Origin of the sequence: Pseudomonas sp. NFACC37-1 (assembly GCF_900101575.1) — a bacterium.
Classification (GTDB): domain Bacteria; phylum Pseudomonadota; class Gammaproteobacteria; order Pseudomonadales; family Pseudomonadaceae; genus Aquipseudomonas; species Aquipseudomonas fluorescens_AA.
The window spans coordinates 93,890-108,059 of sequence record NZ_FMUZ01000020.1 but is presented as its reverse complement, the minus strand read 5'-3'; the positions used below and the strand labels follow the sequence as shown (position 1 = coordinate 108,059).

Sequence of the window (14,170 nt, the reverse complement as noted above, 5' to 3'; positions counted from 1 at the left end):
CGAACGTGTCCCCCAGGGCTGATGTTTCACTCAGACCAAGGATGTCAGTACACCAGTCGCAAGTTTCAAGAAGAACTGACCCGCCACGGCATTGTGCAAAGCATGAGCCATCGGGGACAGTGCTGGGACAACGCTCCAACAGAGCGTTTTTTCGGCACGCTGAAGTCAGAGTGGGTACCTCGCAATGGCTACAGCCTGATCGAGGAGGCAAAAACGGACATGGTGCGTTTCTTCATGTACTACAACCGCACCAGGCTCCACAGCTACAACAACTACCTGTCGCCAATAGCCATGGAGCAAAAAGCGGCATAAACACCGTAATCGGTGTCCGGGATTACTTGACCAGTTCAGCTTGCTCGCGATGGCGGCCTGACAGGCGATGACGACTGTCAGGACCGCCCCCAGTTGTCGAATCGGGCCAACGCCTCTTCAGCCAACCGCCGGGTCAGTTCGGCGCTCGACAGCTCGCGGCCCAGGGGAAACGCCTGGCCGGCCCAGAGGTTGCTGAAGTCCGCTTCGCCCTTGGCGCGCAACGGCATCAACGCGCCGCCCGCCAAGGGGAATGCCGGCGCGAGGGGGCTCATCGGACCCACTTCGCGCATCACCCGGTTGACGATGCCCCGGGCCGGACGGCCGGTGAACAGGTTGGTGACAGCGGTCTGGCTTTCCTTGGCCGTGCGCAACGCCCGATGATGGGACGCGCTGATTTTCGCTTCGGGGGTGAACAGGTAGGCGCTGCCCAGTTGTACCGCCGAGGCGCCCAGGGCGAATGCCGCGACAATTCCGCGGGCATCGCCAATGCCGCCGGTGGCGATCACCGGTACCTTCACCGCATCCACTACCTGCGGCAGCAAGGCAAACAGACCGACCTGGGTGTTGAGGTCGTCGCTGAGGAACATCCCGCGATGCCCGCCGGCCTCATAGCCCATGGCGATGATCGCGTCGCAACCGTGCTGTTCGAGCCAGATGGCTTCCTCGACGGTGGTGGCCGAAGAGAGGATTTTCGCACCGGTGGCCTTTACCCGGTCCAGCAGGGATTTTTCCGGCAGGCCAAAGTGGAAACTGACCACCTTGGGACGCATCTCCTCCAACACCCGGCAGGCGGCATCATCGAAGGGGGTGCGGTTGGACACCGGGGTCGGTGCGTCGAAGTCGACGCCCAGTTCCTGATAGTACGGCTTGAGCCGTTGCTTCCAGGTTTCGGCCCGCTGTTCGTCGAAGGCCGGCGGCTGGTGACAGAAAAAATTCACGTTGAACGGCTTGTCGGTTTGCTCGCCGATGGTCGTCAGCGCCTGGCGCAGTTGTTCGACATCGAGCATCGCCGCCGGCATCGAACCCAGCCCGCCGGCATTGCAGGTCGCGACCACCATGGCCGGCCCGGTCACCCCGGCCAGCGGCCCCTGAATGATGGGCAGCTCGATACCGAGCAGGTCAAGAATGCGAGTGTCTGGCCACTGGCTCATGGGCGGGATCTCCGACGGCAGAAGGAAACAGCGTTTTTAGCAGGTGTGGGTCGGCGAGGGCCAGTCGAGTTTTTCAATCGTGCGCCGCAACTTGATCCCGACGGCGGGAGGGTTACCATGCGGGCTTCAGTTATCAAGGAGCCTGACCCATGGACGTGAAACTCAAGACCGTCGAACCCTTCACCGTGGCCGGTTTGCAGGTGCGTACCCGCAACACCGACGAGCAGCAGCCCGACACGGCCAGGATCGGCCCGATGTGGCAGCGGTTCTTCACCGAAGGGCTGTTCGACACGATCCCGGCCAGGCAGTCGGAGTCGTTCGTCTACGGGGTGTATTCCAATTACGAGTCCGACGCCACCGGCCACTTCGACGTGACGGCCGGTGTGCAAGTGGATGCGACCAGCGCAGGCTACCCCGCCGTGGACATCGAGGGCGGGGATTACCTGGTGTTTTCGGCCAAGGGGCCGATGCCCGATTGCGTGGTCCAGACCTGGGGCCTGATCTGGGCCTACTTCGCGGATAACCCGCAAACCCTGCGCCGCTTCACCACCGATTTCGAGGTCTACGGCAGCCCCGACTCGGTGGCGATCTACATCGGCGTTCAGTCCCCGGCCGAGCGCTCCAGCGCCAGCAACTGACGCTTGCGTTCCACGCCCCAGCGATAGCCCGACAGGTTGCCGTCGCTGCGTACCACCCGATGGCAAGGGATCGCCACCGCCAGGCTGTTGGCGCCGCAGGCCTGGGCCACGGCGCGCACGGCCTTGGGCATGCCGATGCGCTGGGCGATCTCGGCATAGCTGGCGGTGCTGCCCGCGGGAATGTCCCGCAACGCTTGCCAGACCCGTTCCTGAAAGGCGGTGCCGCGCAGGTCCAGGGGCAGGTCCAAGCCCAGGGCCGGCGCTTCGATGAAGCCCACCACCTGGGCGATCAATTGCTCGAACTCGCGGTCGGCGCCAATGAGGTTGGCCCGGCGGAATTTGTCCTGCAGGTCCCGCACCAGCGTGTCCGGATTGTCTCCCAGCAGGATCGCGCACACGCCACGCTCGCTTTGCGCCACCAGGATCGCCCCGAGGGAGCATTGGCCGACGGCGAAACGGATGTCGGTGTTCTGCCCGGCGGCGCGGTAGTCCGTAGGCTTCATGCCCAACACTTTGTCGGCGGCTTCATAGAAGCGGCTGTTGGAGTTGAAACCGGCGTCGTACAGCGCCTCGGTGATCGTGCCGCCATCGGCCAGGCGTTCGCGCACCTTGCGTGAACGATGGGCGGCGGCGTAACCCTTGGGCGTCAGGCCGGTGACAGCCTTGAAGACCCGATGAAAATGGAAGGGGCTCAAGCCGGCGCTTGCTGCCAGTTCATTCAGGCCTGGCAGTTGCTCGGCCGCCTCGATTTGCCGGCAGGCCGCCGCGACGCGGGCCGCTTGTTGGGCGGCGATCTGGGTCTGGTCCCGGGCCAGGCGCTTGCTGGGCCGGTAGCCGGCGGCCTGGGCCTGTTCCGGCGTGTCGAAAAATTCGACGTTGCGCGGGTTGGGCAGGCGCGACAGGCTGCTGGGGTGGCAATAGATGCCGGTGGTTTTCACGCCATAGACGAATTGCCCATCGGCGCGGGGGTCCCGGGCCAGCACGGCGGCCCAGCGGGGATCCAGTTCAGGGGCAAGATTGTTTGAAGTGCTGTTCATGGTCGTTATTCCATTGGCCCGTTTTGCCTACAGTAGCGAGCCATCCAAGTGACGACACTCCGGGTCTTGCGGTTGAATTCTGTACTTTCATCCGGCGGTGCGAAACGTCAGGTTGATCCGCTGGGTGCCCAGGCGCGGGTGTTGTCCTTCCTTGAGCGGCAGCACGCCGTGGTAACGCAACCGGTCCACGCCGCCCCAAACCACGATGTCACCATGGAGCAACGGGATGCGCAGGCTCTTGTCGCTGCGCTCGAAGCCGCCGAACTGGAACACCGCTGGCAAGCCCAGGGAGATCGAGACGATGGGCGCGGCGAGGGAGCGTTCGTCCTTGTCCTGGTGCAGCGACATCCGCGCGCCGGGCACGTAGCGGTTGATCAGGCAGCTGTCGGGTTCGAAATGCTCGAACTGCGCCTGCCGGGCGGCGGCCTGGGCCAATTCGCGAAACACCGCCGGCATGTCGGGCCAGGGGTGGCCGGTCTGCGGGTCATGGGCGGTGTAGCGATAGCCGCTGCGGTCGGTGGTCCAGCCCAGCGCGCCACAACTGCTCAAGGCCACCGACATGGTAAAGCCGCCGGGCGTGACCATCTGTCGGAACGGCGCAGCCTGCAGGACGCTTTCCAACGTCGGCAGCAAACGGTCGAGCCAGGGCAAGGCGAACCCCCGCAGTACGAAGGACTGTTGGCCAATCTGTTCGATCTGGCCGGACGTGGTGGGCGCCTGGTCGGCGAACAGGTCCAATGTGATCGGTGTGTCATTACTACTGTGCATCATGAAAAATGATTCCCAAGGTGTGCCGCCTGCCGCTGTGCACGCGGCTGACGCCATGGCGCATGTTCACCCGATAGTAACCGCGAACGCCTTCGACCGGCCGCTGGTGCACGGCAAATACCACGGCGTCGCCCTGTTTCAGATCGATGACCTGGGGTCGCGACTGCATGCGCGGACGTTGTTCGGTCAGCACGAACTCGCCGCCGGTAAAGTCCTGGCCCGGTGCCGACAGCAGGATCGCGACCTGCAGCGGGAACACCTGCTCGCCGTACAGATCCTGGTGCAGGCAGTTGTAGTCCTGGGGGCCGTATTGCAGCAACAATGGCGTCGGGCGTTGCTGCCCGGCGGCATGGCAGCGCTGGATGAAATCGGCATGCCGGTCGGGATAGCGCACCTCGAGGCCCATGCACGCGTTCCAGCGGTTGGCCAGCGGTACCAGCAGCGGATACAACGACTGACGCAGTTGCTGGACGAGGTCAGGCAGCGGGTAACGAAAATACTGATACTCGCCGCGCCCGAATCCATGGCGGGCCATGATCACCCTCGAACGAAAAAGCCCGGGCTGGGCATACAAGCTGCTGAGTCTCTGGCATTGCCTGGCGGTGAGCAGGTTGCGCAGGACTGCGCTGCCGTCCTGCTCGAGGCTGCCCTCCACGGCAGACCAGTCAAGGTCGTCCATGGGCGGGATCAGCGAGGGGGCTTGCAGGGAAGTGGACATGAGCACAAACCTTAGTGGGAAGGATTGGTCAGTCTGGCGTGGGCTTCGTTGCGGGGCACTCCGGGACTTGCGGTCAATGTTTCATTCGGCGCGGAGGAGGGGAACGATCGGGTCGCGGGGACGGTGGAAGATCGTTCCTCACGCTCCGCGTGGGAATGCCGCCAGGGACGCTCCGCGTTCCGCTTCTGCAAGGTGACGCAGAGCGTCACGGGATGCATTACCACGCAGAGCGTGGGAACGATCAACGCCGACGAGGTGGTTACAGCGCTTTACTGACACTGACGTCGCTGATCACATCGTCGGTTTCGCCATGCAGCTTTTGCAACGCGGCCCGGGCTTCTTCCTCGGTGCCGGTTTCCAGCTGCGCGAATTCGAAGCGGCGTTCGCCATTGAGCTTGTACTTGATGACGTATTTGGTCGTCTGGGCCACGGTTTTGCCTTTCTTGAAAGGGCGATGCTCAGCTCAGTTTCGAGCTGGACCGCCGGATGATTTTGATCTTGTGGGTCAGGGTCGGCTTGCGCGTGACGCTGATTGCACGGCGGTTGACGGTGTCGATGGTGATGTTCCAGAAACCGGTGCTCGGCGCCGTGATCCTGGCCGGGAAAGTGTCGAACGCGCCACCGTGATAGGTGTGCCGGCCGCCGTTCTTGAAGCTGCGGAAGTTGGCGTCGTTCATCAAACGGATGTTGCACATTTGGGAGCATTCGATGACGACAATGTCGTCTTCGTTCAGGTGCTCGCGCTGGTGAATGAATTTCATGGGCGCCTCCAGAAGGGCTTTTTCTACAAAATCAAAACGATAGCAAGGGGCAATGAGGCGCAGTTTATCAGCCTCGAGTGTTAATATCCGGCCCGCGCTCCAGGCTTTGTTCATTTATCGCAGGTAGCGGGAAAAAAAGCGGTGCGACACCGGAGCAAAACGGCGTCTGCACTGTCGGAGGATCTTTATTGGAGGAAACATATGAAGCGCAGCGTGTGGGTGTTGGCATTGGCCATGAGTGGATGTGCATCGGTATCGGACATCAACCAGACGCCTCCCACCATGAGCGTCATCTCCGGAAAGAAACCACACGAATATGCCAAGTGCGTTGCCGACAAGCTGGCCAGCAGCCGTGGCTCGCTGCAAATGGAGCCGCACAAGAACGGCGTGCGGCTGATCGTCCCGGGCAAATTGTCGACCCTGCCGGCGGCGGTGTTCGACATCGACGAGCGTTCCAGTGGCAGCAGCATCAAGCTGCACGAAAGCATGTCCAACGTGCCGGTGCGTCCGGGCGACGTGCAGGATGCGGCCAACGCCTGTATTTCCGGCTGAACACCGTCAGCGCCTGACGAGCGGGCGGCCATCGGATAGACTGGCGCCCTCGACAAAAAATGCCGCCACGGTCAACGTTGGCGGCATTGTCATTCATGGAGTCAGTCGATGAAACGCGAGCAGGTGCGCGAGCGCCATGCAGAAGGCCTTATTTATGCCACCCACGTGATTCAGAACCCGGCGAACCCGGGCGAATGGGTCGTGTTCTTCAAGAAAAGCGCAGGGCGCAGTTTTTTCCTGGTGGATGAGCAGGACGAAGTCGAGTCCTTCAGCCAACTCGATGACCTGATCGAGACCATACGCGGGCTGGGCATCAAGACCGCCGAGATTCACATCTAGTGTCCTGTATCGCCAATACTGGACACTCGCTTATTTACAGACCACCACGACACTGCGGCTGCTGAAGTTGCCGACGTCGACGCCCAGGGTCTTCTCGCTTTCCTTGGCCTGGGGTGTGCCGTCGGTGCCGACGATCCGGTAGCCGGTGCCGGCACAGGACGCATCGGCCTTTTCATAGCAAGTCGCCCAGGAATTGGCCTCGCCCGAGCAGTCGATGGCCAAGCCCTGCTCGCCATTATCGAGATAGGTTTTTTCGGCCGAGGCACAGCCCGCCAGGGCCAGGACTGTAAACAGCGCCAGAAGTGTCTTCATGAGATCGTCATCGAGGAGGGAAGGGCAACGGCGAGATTATAGCGAATGGCCATTGCGGTACAGCTAAACCAGCCTCGTTCGATGCCCGGGTGGCATCTACTGGAGGCCGGTCTGGTTATTTCTTGCGGCGGGGGCTGCGTGCGGGGGCGCTTTCGCGCTCTTTCGTCGCGGGGGCAGCGCGTTCGTCCTGGAATACCGCAGCCACTTCCACTGCCATGGCCTTGCTGGGCAAGGGACCGGCGACCTGCTCGCCGTGGTAGTTGATAATCCACCACTGGCCGTCCTTGCCCTGGCTGACCGAATAACCGTTTGCGTTTCTTGCCGACATCTAACTGCCTCAATTGGCGTGATCAAGGACGCCATGATACGTCAAATGCTCGCAAACAGCGCCCACTGGCGTACAGTGGACCGCTGCCGCCATCGAAACGAAAGGCGATTGAACTATCCGCCGTTTTTTATTTCTCTATGATGGCACCGGTTGGCCAGTGCGGGCATTGTAAGGTGCCCGTCGCCTGATTAGACTGCGCCGAAACTCGTACACACCGCCTTTTCAAGGACTTATATGATCAAGAAATGCTTGTTCCCAGCAGCCGGTTACGGTACTCGCTTCCTGCCAGCGACTAAAGCCATGCCCAAAGAAATGCTGCCGGTGGTGAACAAGCCACTGATCCAGTACGGCGTCGAAGAAGCCCTCGATGCGGGCCTGACTGAAATCTCCATCGTGACTGGCCGTGGTAAACGCGCGCTGGAAGACCATTTCGACATCAGCTACGAGCTGGAAAACCAGATCAAAGGCACCGACAAGGAAAAATACCTGGTCGGCATCCGCAAACTGCTGGATGAGTGCTCGTTCTCCTACACCCGCCAGACCGAAATGAAAGGCCTGGGCCACGCGATCCTGACCGGCCGCCCACTGATCGGCGACGAACCGTTCGCCGTGGTCCTGGCGGACGACCTGTGCGTCAACCTCGAAGGCGACGGCGTCCTGACCCAGATGGTCAAGTTGTACAAGCAGTTCCGCTGCTCCATCGTGGCGATCCAGGAAGTCGATCCGCAGGAAACCAACAAGTACGGCGTGATTGCCGGCGAAATGATCCGCGACGACATCTACCGTGTTCACAGCATGGTTGAAAAACCAAAGCCTGAAGACGCACCGTCGAACCTGGCGATCATCGGTCGCTACATCCTGACCCCGGACATCTTCGACCTGATCGAACAGACCGAGCCAGGCAAGGGCGGCGAAATCCAGATCACCGACGCCCTGATGAAACAGGCCCAGAACGGCTGCGTCATGGCCTACAAGTTCAAGGGCAAGCGTTTCGACTGCGGTGGCGCCGAAGGCTACATCGACGCGACCAACTTCTGCTTCGAGAACTTCTACAAGACCGGCAAGGCTTACTGATAGCCGCCGCGCCTTGAAAAACGCCCCGACTGGTTCGGGGCGTTTTTTTTGGAAAACCACCGGGCAGTCCAAGCCCGATAGGCACACAGAACCCTGTGGCGAGGGGATTTATCCCCGCTGGGCTGCGCAGCAGCCCCAACATCCGGATGCGATCAGCCTGATACACCGCAGTTGCAGGCTTTAGGACTGCTGCGCAGTCCAGCGGGGATAAATCCCCTCGCCACAAGTGGGTGAGGCAGGCCTTGGGTCGTCACTCTGCCACAAGAAAGCGGTCGCGCAGTCCGGCTGGCTTTTTCGTTTTCCGCCCCCATAACCAACCGCAACGCTGCCTCAGGTGAAAACAGCAGGTATGCTGATGACCTGCCGAAGGAGATAGAAAATGGCCTACGATTTTGACTTGTATGTGATTGGCGCCGGTTCCGGTGGTGTGCGGGCTGCGCGCTTCGCCGCCGGTTTTGGGGCGAAGGTGGCGGTGGCGGAAAGCCGTTACCTGGGCGGGACCTGTGTCAACGTGGGCTGCGTGCCGAAAAAACTGCTGGTCTACGGCGCGCATTACGCCGAGGACTTCGAGCAAGCGTCGGCCTACGGCTGGACGGCGGGCGAGGCAAGTTTCGACTGGGCCACGCTGATCGCCAACAAGGACCAGGAAATCAATCGCCTCAACGGCATCTACCGCAACCTGCTGGTCAACAGCGGCGTCACGCTGCACGAAGGTCACGCCAGGCTGACCGGGCCCCATGAGGTCGAGATCAACGGCCAGCGTCACACCGCCAGGCATATCCTGATCGCCACCGGCGGCTGGCCGGTGATCCCGGACATTCCGGGGCGCGAGCACGCCATCAGCTCCAACGAGGCGTTCTTTCTCAAGGAACTGCCCAAGCGCGTCATCGTGGTGGGCGGTGGCTACATTGCGGTGGAGTTCGCCGGGATCTTCCACGGCATGGGGGCGCAGACGTCGTTGCTGTATCGCGGCGAACTGTTCCTGCGCGGTTTCGACGGTGCGGTGCGCAAGCACCTGGCCGAAGAGCTGACCCGTCGTGGCCTGGACCTGCAATTCAACGCTGACATCAAGTCCATCGAAAAACTGGACGACGGCAGCCTGAGGGTCGAGCTCAAGGATGGCAAAACGTTGATCACTGATTGTGTGTTCTACGCCACCGGCCGGCGGCCGATGCTCGACAATCTCGGCCTGGAGAACACCACCGTCGCGGTGGACGAGAAGGGTTTTGTCAAGGTCAACGAAAAATACGAGACCACCGAACCGTCGATCCTGGCCATTGGCGACGTGATCGGTCGTGTCCAGCTCACCCCCGTTGCCCTGGCCGAAGGCATGGCGGTGGCGCGGCGTCTGTTCAAGCCCGAGCAATATCGACTGGTGGATTACCGGATGATCCCCACCGCCGTGTTCAGCCTGCCGAACATCGGCACGGTGGGCCTGACCGAGGAGCAGGCCAAGGAAGAGGGGCATGAGGTCGAGATTTTCGAAAGCCGTTTCCGGCCGATGAAGCTGAGCTTGACCGACTGCCAGGAGCGCACGCTGATGAAACTGGTGGTGGATGCCCGGACCGACAAGGTCCTGGGTTGCCACATGGTCGGCCCGGATGCCGGTGAAATCGTCCAAGGCTTGGCCATCGCCCTCAAGGCCGGTGCCACCAAGCGCGACTTCGACGAGACTATCGGCGTGCACCCGACCGCCGCCGAAGAGTTCGTGACAATGCGTACGCCCGTCGCCTGACGCGGCCCGAGCCGTAGCGTAGAAACGTAGGAGCTGACGAGTGAAACGAGGCTGCGATCTTTCCCCAGACACTTGAGTCCCAAACGAAAGATCGCAGCCTCCACCAGCGCCTACAGATTTTTTCTATCTATATAGATTCCTGATAGCCAAAACCAATCATTCACATCAGGTTTGCCAATGAGCCAGCCGGGGGATGAGTGGTTAAGATTCCCTCCATCAACTTCTCAACCCTGATGGAGAAACATCGATGCCTATCATCAACAGCCAAGTTAAACCGTTCAACGCTACCGCCTTCAAAAACGGCGAATTCGTCCAAGTGTCGGATGCCGACCTGAAAGGCAAATGGTCTGTCGTGTTCTTCTACCCAGCCGACTTCACTTTCGTTTGCCCAACCGAGCTGGAAGACTTGGCTGACAACTACGCCGAATTCAAGAAACTGGGCGTCGAGATCTACAGCGTCTCCACCGACACTCACTTCGCCCACGCCGCCTGGCACAACACTTCGCCAGCCATCGGCAAGATCCAGTACACCATGATCGGTGACCCGACTCACGTCATCTCCCGCAACTTCGACGTGCTGATCGAAGAAGTCGGCCTGGCTGACCGCGGTACTTTCGTGATCAACCCGGAAGGCCAGATCAAGATCGTCGAGATCAACGACGGTGGTGTAGGCCGCGACGCTTCCGAGCTGCTGCGCAAGGTCAAGGCCGCTCAGTATGTTGCCGCTCACCCGGGCGAAGTCTGCCCAGCCAAGTGGAAAGAAGGCGAAGCCACCCTGGCTCCGTCCCTGGACCTAGTCGGCAAGATCTAAGTCTATGAGTCATCCGAGGGCGATCCGCTCTTAATCAAGTAAGCCGCTTCGCCCCAAAAAACGCCCGGGCGAGATTCGCTCGGGCGTTGTTTTTTTCTGAATTCACAAAATGGAAATCGCCCGTATGTTGGACGCCAATCTTAAAGCTCAGTTGAAGTCATACCTGGAACGGGTCACCCAGCCGATCGAGATCGTCGCTTCCCTCGACGACGGTGCGAAATCCCAGGAAATGCTCGCGTTACTCCAAGAAGTTGCCAGTCTTTCCCACCAGATTACCTTGCTCGACAACGGTACCGATGGGCGCAAGCCGTCGTTCTCGTTGAACCGCCCGGGAGCCGATATCAGCCTGCGTTTTGCCGGCATTCCCATGGGCCACGAATTCACTTCGCTGGTGTTGGCCCTGTTGCAAGTCGGCGGCCACCCATCGAAGGCCAGTGTCGAGGTCATCGAACAGATCCGCGCCCTTGAAGGCGAGTTCAACTTCGAGACTTATTTCTCGCTGTCGTGCCAGAACTGCCCGGACGTGGTCCAGGCGCTGAACCTGATGGCGGTGCTGAACCCGAACATTCGCCACGTCGCCATCGACGGCGCGCTGTTCCAGGCCGAAGTCGATGAGCGCCAGATCATGGCCGTGCCCAGCATTTACCTGAACGGCGTGAACTTCGGCCAGGGCCGCATGGGCCTGGAAGAGATTCTCGCCAAGATCGACACCAGCGGCATCGAACGCCAGGCTGAGAAAATCAGTGCCAAGGATGCCTTCGATGTGCTGGTGGTCGGCGGCGGCCCGGCTGGCGCTTCGGCGGCGATCTACGCGGCCCGTAAAGGCATCCGCACCGGTGTGGCGGCCGAACGTTTCGGCGGCCAGGTGCTCGACACCATGGCCATCGAGAACTTCATCTCGGTCCAGGAAACCGAAGGGCCGAAACTGGCTGTTGCCCTGGAAGAACACGTCAAGCAGTACGACGTGGACATCATGAACCTTCAGCGTGCCGACGCCTTGCTGCCGGGCAAGGACGGCAGCCTGCATGAAATCAAGTTCGCCAGCGGTGCGAGCCTCAAGGCCAAGACCGTGATCCTGGCGACCGGCGCCCGCTGGCGCGAAATGAACGTGCCGGGCGAGCAGCAATATCGCAACAAGGGCGTGGCGTATTGCCCGCACTGCGACGGCCCGCTGTTCAAAGGCAAGCGCGTGGCGGTGATCGGCGGCGGTAACTCCGGCGTTGAGGCAGCCATCGACCTGGCGGGTATCGTGGCCCACGTCACGTTGCTGGAGTTCGATGTGCAACTGCGTGCCGACGCGGTGTTGCAGCGCAAACTGCACAGCCTGCCGAACGTGACAGTGGTGACCAACGCCCAGACCACCGAAGTGACGGGGGACGGCCAGAAGGTCAATGGCTTGCGCTACAAGGACCGTCCGAGCGGTGAAGTGCGGGACGTGGAACTGGAAGGGATCTTCGTGCAGATCGGCCTGTTGCCCAACACCGATTGGCTCAAAGGCACCGTCGAGCTGTCGCCGAGGGGTGAGATTATCGTCGATGCCCGTGGTGAAACCTCGATCCCGGGCGTGTTCGCCGCTGGTGACGTGACCACTGTGCCGTACAAGCAGATCGTGATCGCCGTGGGCGAGGGTGCCAAGGCTTCGCTGAGCGCCTTCGACCACCTGATCCGCACTTCCGCGCCGGCCTGAGCGGTCGATCGCAGCAAAAGCAAAACCCCATGAGCCTTGGCTCATGGGGTTTTTTATCGCCCATCATTCTGTGGGAACGAGCTTGCTCGCGATGGCGGTGGATCAGCTTGCATCAATGCTGAATGTGCTGCCCTCATCGCGAGCAAGCTCGCTCCCACAATGGGCGTCAGTAGAGCTTACAGCGGCGCGGGCTGGATGATTTCGACCCAGTAGCCATCCGGGTCCTTGATGAAGGCCAGGCTTTTCATGCGGCCATCGCTCAGGCGTTTCTGGAAGTCGCAGCCCAGTGCTTCGAAGCGCTCGCAGGCTGCGACGACGTCCGGTACCGAGATGCAGATGTGGCCGAAACCCCGTGGGTCGGTGTTGCCGTTATGGTAGGCGAACGCCGGGTCGTTTTCGGTGCCGTGGTTGTGGGTCAGTTCCAGGATGCCAGGGATCGATTTCATCCATTCGGTGCGCGCCGCCGCGTCCGCCGGGATCTGGTTCTTGTCCACCAGCGCCAGGAAATACAGGCTGAATTCGGCTTCCGGGAAGTCGCGTTTTTCCACCAGCGAGAAACCCAGCACGCGGGTGTAGAAATCCAGGGACTTGGTGATGTCCTTGACCCGCAGCATGGTGTGGTTGAAGACGAACCTGGCCGTGGCGGCGTCAGGTTGTGCGGTAACGCCAGGGAAAGTATTGAGTTCGTGCAGGCTCATGGGCCCTCCGGAAAATAAGTGGGGCAAACGGCGTCGCAAGCGTGGTCGCGACGGTTCCTGGGCTTGCGTCAGACGGCTTCCTTGCAGGCGCGCCCATGATACGCAAGGGGCGCGGTGTCGCCAAACCGCACGTGGCTATTGCCTGGTGCTGCCCCGGGCTTCAGACTTTACGATTCGTCCTTGAGTGGCCTCGCAATGATTCGACCGTTCCTTTCGCTGTTTGTCCTGCTGTTTGCCAGTGTTGCGGGTGTCGGTGGTGTCCAGGCCGCCGAACCGCAGATCCAGTGGCCCCAGGGCTGGATTGTCGAACCGCTGCCGGCAGACGCGTCGGCCTCGGCACCACCCGGAACCCTGCGCCAACGGGCAACCAAAAGTGATCCGGCAGGCAACGCCGTGATGGTCATGGAACTGACCACCACCCCCGTCGAGCCCGATCATCAGGTCAACTTGCAAGGCGTATTGCTGGAAATGCGCAAGTCAATCCAGAAGGATTTTTTCCAAGGTGGTTACCAAAGTGTATGCACTAAGGTCCATGCCTCCATGTTGGGCGGCGTAACTGCATTGGAAACCACTTGCACGATCACGCAAAACGGACGACATGTATTGTCTCAGGCACTCGTCGCGGCACTAAATGAGGGCAAGGCTTATGTGCTGTCCTATGCAGGGCAGGCGCAGGTGTTTGTTGAAAGCCAGGATGAAATACAGTTGGTGCGAAACAGTTTGAAACTATGAGACCTTTAGCGTAGTACGCCAATGGGTTTAATCCTAAAGTCCAGCCCATAAAAAGCCCTGAGTGTTCAGGGCTTTTTTGTGTCTTGGGGGTTGTCAGCCAAGCACTGTCAACCACGCAGCCAGGAATCGACGGTCGCTGCACCGTACTGTTCTTTCCAGGCTTTCAGGCCGCGGTGATTGCCGCCCTTGGTTTCGATCAACTCGCCGGTGTGCGGGTTCTGGTAAACCTTCACCACTCGCGCACGGCGTGTCTTGGTGGGCTTGGTCGATTGCAGGCTCGCCTTGGACGGGTTCGGATCGAGGATCGCGACGATGTCGCGCAGGCTCTTGCCGTAGGTTTTCATCAGTCCCTGGAGCTTTTCCTCGAATTCGATTTCCTTCTTGAGCCCGGCATCGTTCTTCAGCGATTCCAGCTGCTTGAGCTGTTCTTGAAGGGCCTTTTCGGCTGCACGAAATTCAGCGAGTCTGGACAAAATGATTACTCCAATCAAAATATTTGGCTGATACCAACCGCAAA

General features: G+C 60.7%; 19 protein-coding genes. 9 read left to right on the top strand and 10 right to left on the bottom strand.

What is annotated here, in order from left to right; translation table 11 throughout:
- A partial coding sequence (locus BLP82_RS19950) for an integrase core domain-containing protein (protein WP_139197885.1) occupies nucleotides 1–312 on the top strand: 312 nt, incomplete at its 5' end.
- 77 nt (nucleotides 313–389) lie between these two features.
- Here BLP82_RS19950 and BLP82_RS19945 read toward each other — a convergent pair.
- Nucleotides 390–1,463 carry an NAD(P)H-dependent flavin oxidoreductase gene (locus BLP82_RS19945; protein ID WP_092172055.1) on the bottom strand — a complete coding sequence of 358 codons (1,074 nt, stop codon included), beginning with the start codon at nucleotides 1,461–1,463 and terminating at the stop codon, nucleotides 390–392.
- A gap of 149 nt (nucleotides 1,464–1,612) precedes the next feature.
- On the opposite strand from BLP82_RS19945, the gene BLP82_RS19940 reads away from it, so the two are divergent.
- Nucleotides 1,613–2,101 carry a GyrI-like domain-containing protein gene (locus BLP82_RS19940; protein WP_060741664.1) on the top strand — a complete coding sequence of 163 codons (489 nt, stop codon included), beginning with the start codon at nucleotides 1,613–1,615 and terminating at the stop codon, nucleotides 2,099–2,101.
- Here BLP82_RS19940 and ada read toward each other — a convergent pair.
- From ada to BLP82_RS19915, 5 genes are all read right to left on the bottom strand, one after another.
- Nucleotides 2,065–3,138 carry a bifunctional DNA-binding transcriptional regulator/O6-methylguanine-DNA methyltransferase Ada gene (gene ada / locus BLP82_RS19935; protein WP_092172052.1) on the bottom strand — a complete coding sequence of 358 codons (1,074 nt, stop codon included), beginning with the start codon at nucleotides 3,136–3,138 and terminating at the stop codon, nucleotides 2,065–2,067. The genes BLP82_RS19940 and ada overlap by 37 nt on opposite strands.
- Nucleotides 3,139–3,225: 87 nt before the next feature.
- Complete coding sequence (alkB, locus tag BLP82_RS19930) at nucleotides 3,226–3,906, bottom strand: DNA oxidative demethylase AlkB (protein WP_092172060.1); 681 nt, start codon at nucleotides 3,904–3,906, stop codon at nucleotides 3,226–3,228.
- On the bottom strand, nucleotides 3,896–4,624 hold the full coding sequence (locus tag BLP82_RS19925; RefSeq protein WP_170842346.1) for a 2OG-Fe(II) oxygenase: 729 nt from the start codon (nucleotides 4,622–4,624) through the stop codon (nucleotides 3,896–3,898). Before BLP82_RS19925 ends, alkB begins: the two co-directional genes overlap by 11 nt.
- A gap of 259 nt (nucleotides 4,625–4,883) precedes the next feature.
- A complete protein-coding gene (locus BLP82_RS31210) occupies nucleotides 4,884–5,054 on the bottom strand; it encodes a hypothetical protein (RefSeq protein ID WP_092172049.1) in 171 nt (56 codons plus the stop codon).
- 28 nt (nucleotides 5,055–5,082) lie between these two features.
- Entirely contained in the window at nucleotides 5,083–5,385 is a 303-nt protein-coding gene (locus BLP82_RS19915; RefSeq protein ID WP_003182962.1) for a DUF1883 domain-containing protein, read from the bottom strand.
- A 201-nt stretch (nucleotides 5,386–5,586) separates the two neighbouring features.
- On the opposite strand from BLP82_RS19915, the gene BLP82_RS19910 reads away from it, so the two are divergent.
- Entirely contained in the window at nucleotides 5,587–5,937 is a 351-nt protein-coding gene (locus tag BLP82_RS19910; RefSeq protein WP_053122953.1) for a hypothetical protein, read from the top strand.
- Nucleotides 5,938–6,045: 108 nt separating this feature from the next.
- Complete coding sequence (locus tag BLP82_RS19905; protein ID WP_072411518.1) at nucleotides 6,046–6,276, top strand: hypothetical protein; 231 nt, start codon at nucleotides 6,046–6,048, stop codon at nucleotides 6,274–6,276.
- Between the two features lie 30 nt (nucleotides 6,277–6,306).
- Here BLP82_RS19905 and BLP82_RS19900 read toward each other — a convergent pair whose 3' ends face one another.
- Together BLP82_RS19900 and BLP82_RS19895 are read right to left on the bottom strand one after the other, a co-directional pair.
- Complete coding sequence (locus BLP82_RS19900; RefSeq protein WP_053122949.1) at nucleotides 6,307–6,588, bottom strand: hypothetical protein; 282 nt, start codon at nucleotides 6,586–6,588, stop codon at nucleotides 6,307–6,309.
- A 115-nt stretch (nucleotides 6,589–6,703) separates the two neighbouring features.
- Nucleotides 6,704–6,916, bottom strand: coding sequence for a hypothetical protein (locus BLP82_RS19895; protein ID WP_060741669.1), 213 nt, complete (start codon nucleotides 6,914–6,916; stop codon nucleotides 6,704–6,706).
- A 234-nt stretch (nucleotides 6,917–7,150) separates the two neighbouring features.
- Here BLP82_RS19895 and galU point away from each other — a divergent pair, with 234 nt between their 5' ends.
- The 4 genes from galU to ahpF all read left to right on the top strand — a co-directional run bounded on the left by galU (nucleotide 7,151) and on the right by ahpF (nucleotide 12,223).
- Nucleotides 7,151–7,990: a UTP--glucose-1-phosphate uridylyltransferase GalU gene (gene galU, locus BLP82_RS19890; protein ID WP_003182953.1), complete on the top strand. Its 840-nt coding sequence runs from the start codon at nucleotides 7,151–7,153 to the stop codon at nucleotides 7,988–7,990.
- 379 nt (nucleotides 7,991–8,369) lie between these two features.
- Nucleotides 8,370–9,725 (top strand): glutathione-disulfide reductase, encoded by a 1,356-nt coding sequence (gene gorA, locus BLP82_RS19885; protein WP_092172044.1) that lies wholly within the window; start codon nucleotides 8,370–8,372, stop codon nucleotides 9,723–9,725.
- A 247-nt stretch (nucleotides 9,726–9,972) separates the two neighbouring features.
- The gene (ahpC, locus tag BLP82_RS19880) at nucleotides 9,973–10,536 is read left to right on the top strand and encodes an alkyl hydroperoxide reductase subunit C (protein ID WP_047227636.1); all 564 of its coding nucleotides are present in this window, start codon (nucleotides 9,973–9,975) and stop codon (nucleotides 10,534–10,536) included.
- A gap of 124 nt (nucleotides 10,537–10,660) precedes the next feature.
- Complete coding sequence (gene ahpF / locus BLP82_RS19875; RefSeq protein ID WP_060741671.1) at nucleotides 10,661–12,223, top strand: alkyl hydroperoxide reductase subunit F; 1,563 nt, start codon at nucleotides 10,661–10,663, stop codon at nucleotides 12,221–12,223.
- Nucleotides 12,224–12,399: 176 nt separating this feature from the next.
- Here the strand turns inward: ahpF and gloA are convergent, their stop codons facing one another.
- A complete protein-coding gene (gloA, locus tag BLP82_RS19870) occupies nucleotides 12,400–12,921 on the bottom strand; it encodes a lactoylglutathione lyase (protein ID WP_060741672.1) in 522 nt (173 codons plus the stop codon).
- Between the two features lie 195 nt (nucleotides 12,922–13,116).
- Here gloA and BLP82_RS19865 point away from each other — a divergent pair, with 195 nt between their 5' ends.
- Nucleotides 13,117–13,653, top strand: coding sequence for a DUF4946 domain-containing protein (locus BLP82_RS19865; protein ID WP_092172039.1), 537 nt, complete (start codon nucleotides 13,117–13,119; stop codon nucleotides 13,651–13,653).
- A 107-nt stretch (nucleotides 13,654–13,760) separates the two neighbouring features.
- Here BLP82_RS19865 and BLP82_RS19860 read toward each other — a convergent pair whose 3' ends face one another.
- A complete protein-coding gene (locus tag BLP82_RS19860) occupies nucleotides 13,761–14,126 on the bottom strand; it encodes a histone-like nucleoid-structuring protein, MvaT/MvaU family (protein WP_058544518.1) in 366 nt (121 codons plus the stop codon).
- Nucleotides 14,127–14,170 lie beyond the last annotated feature (44 nt).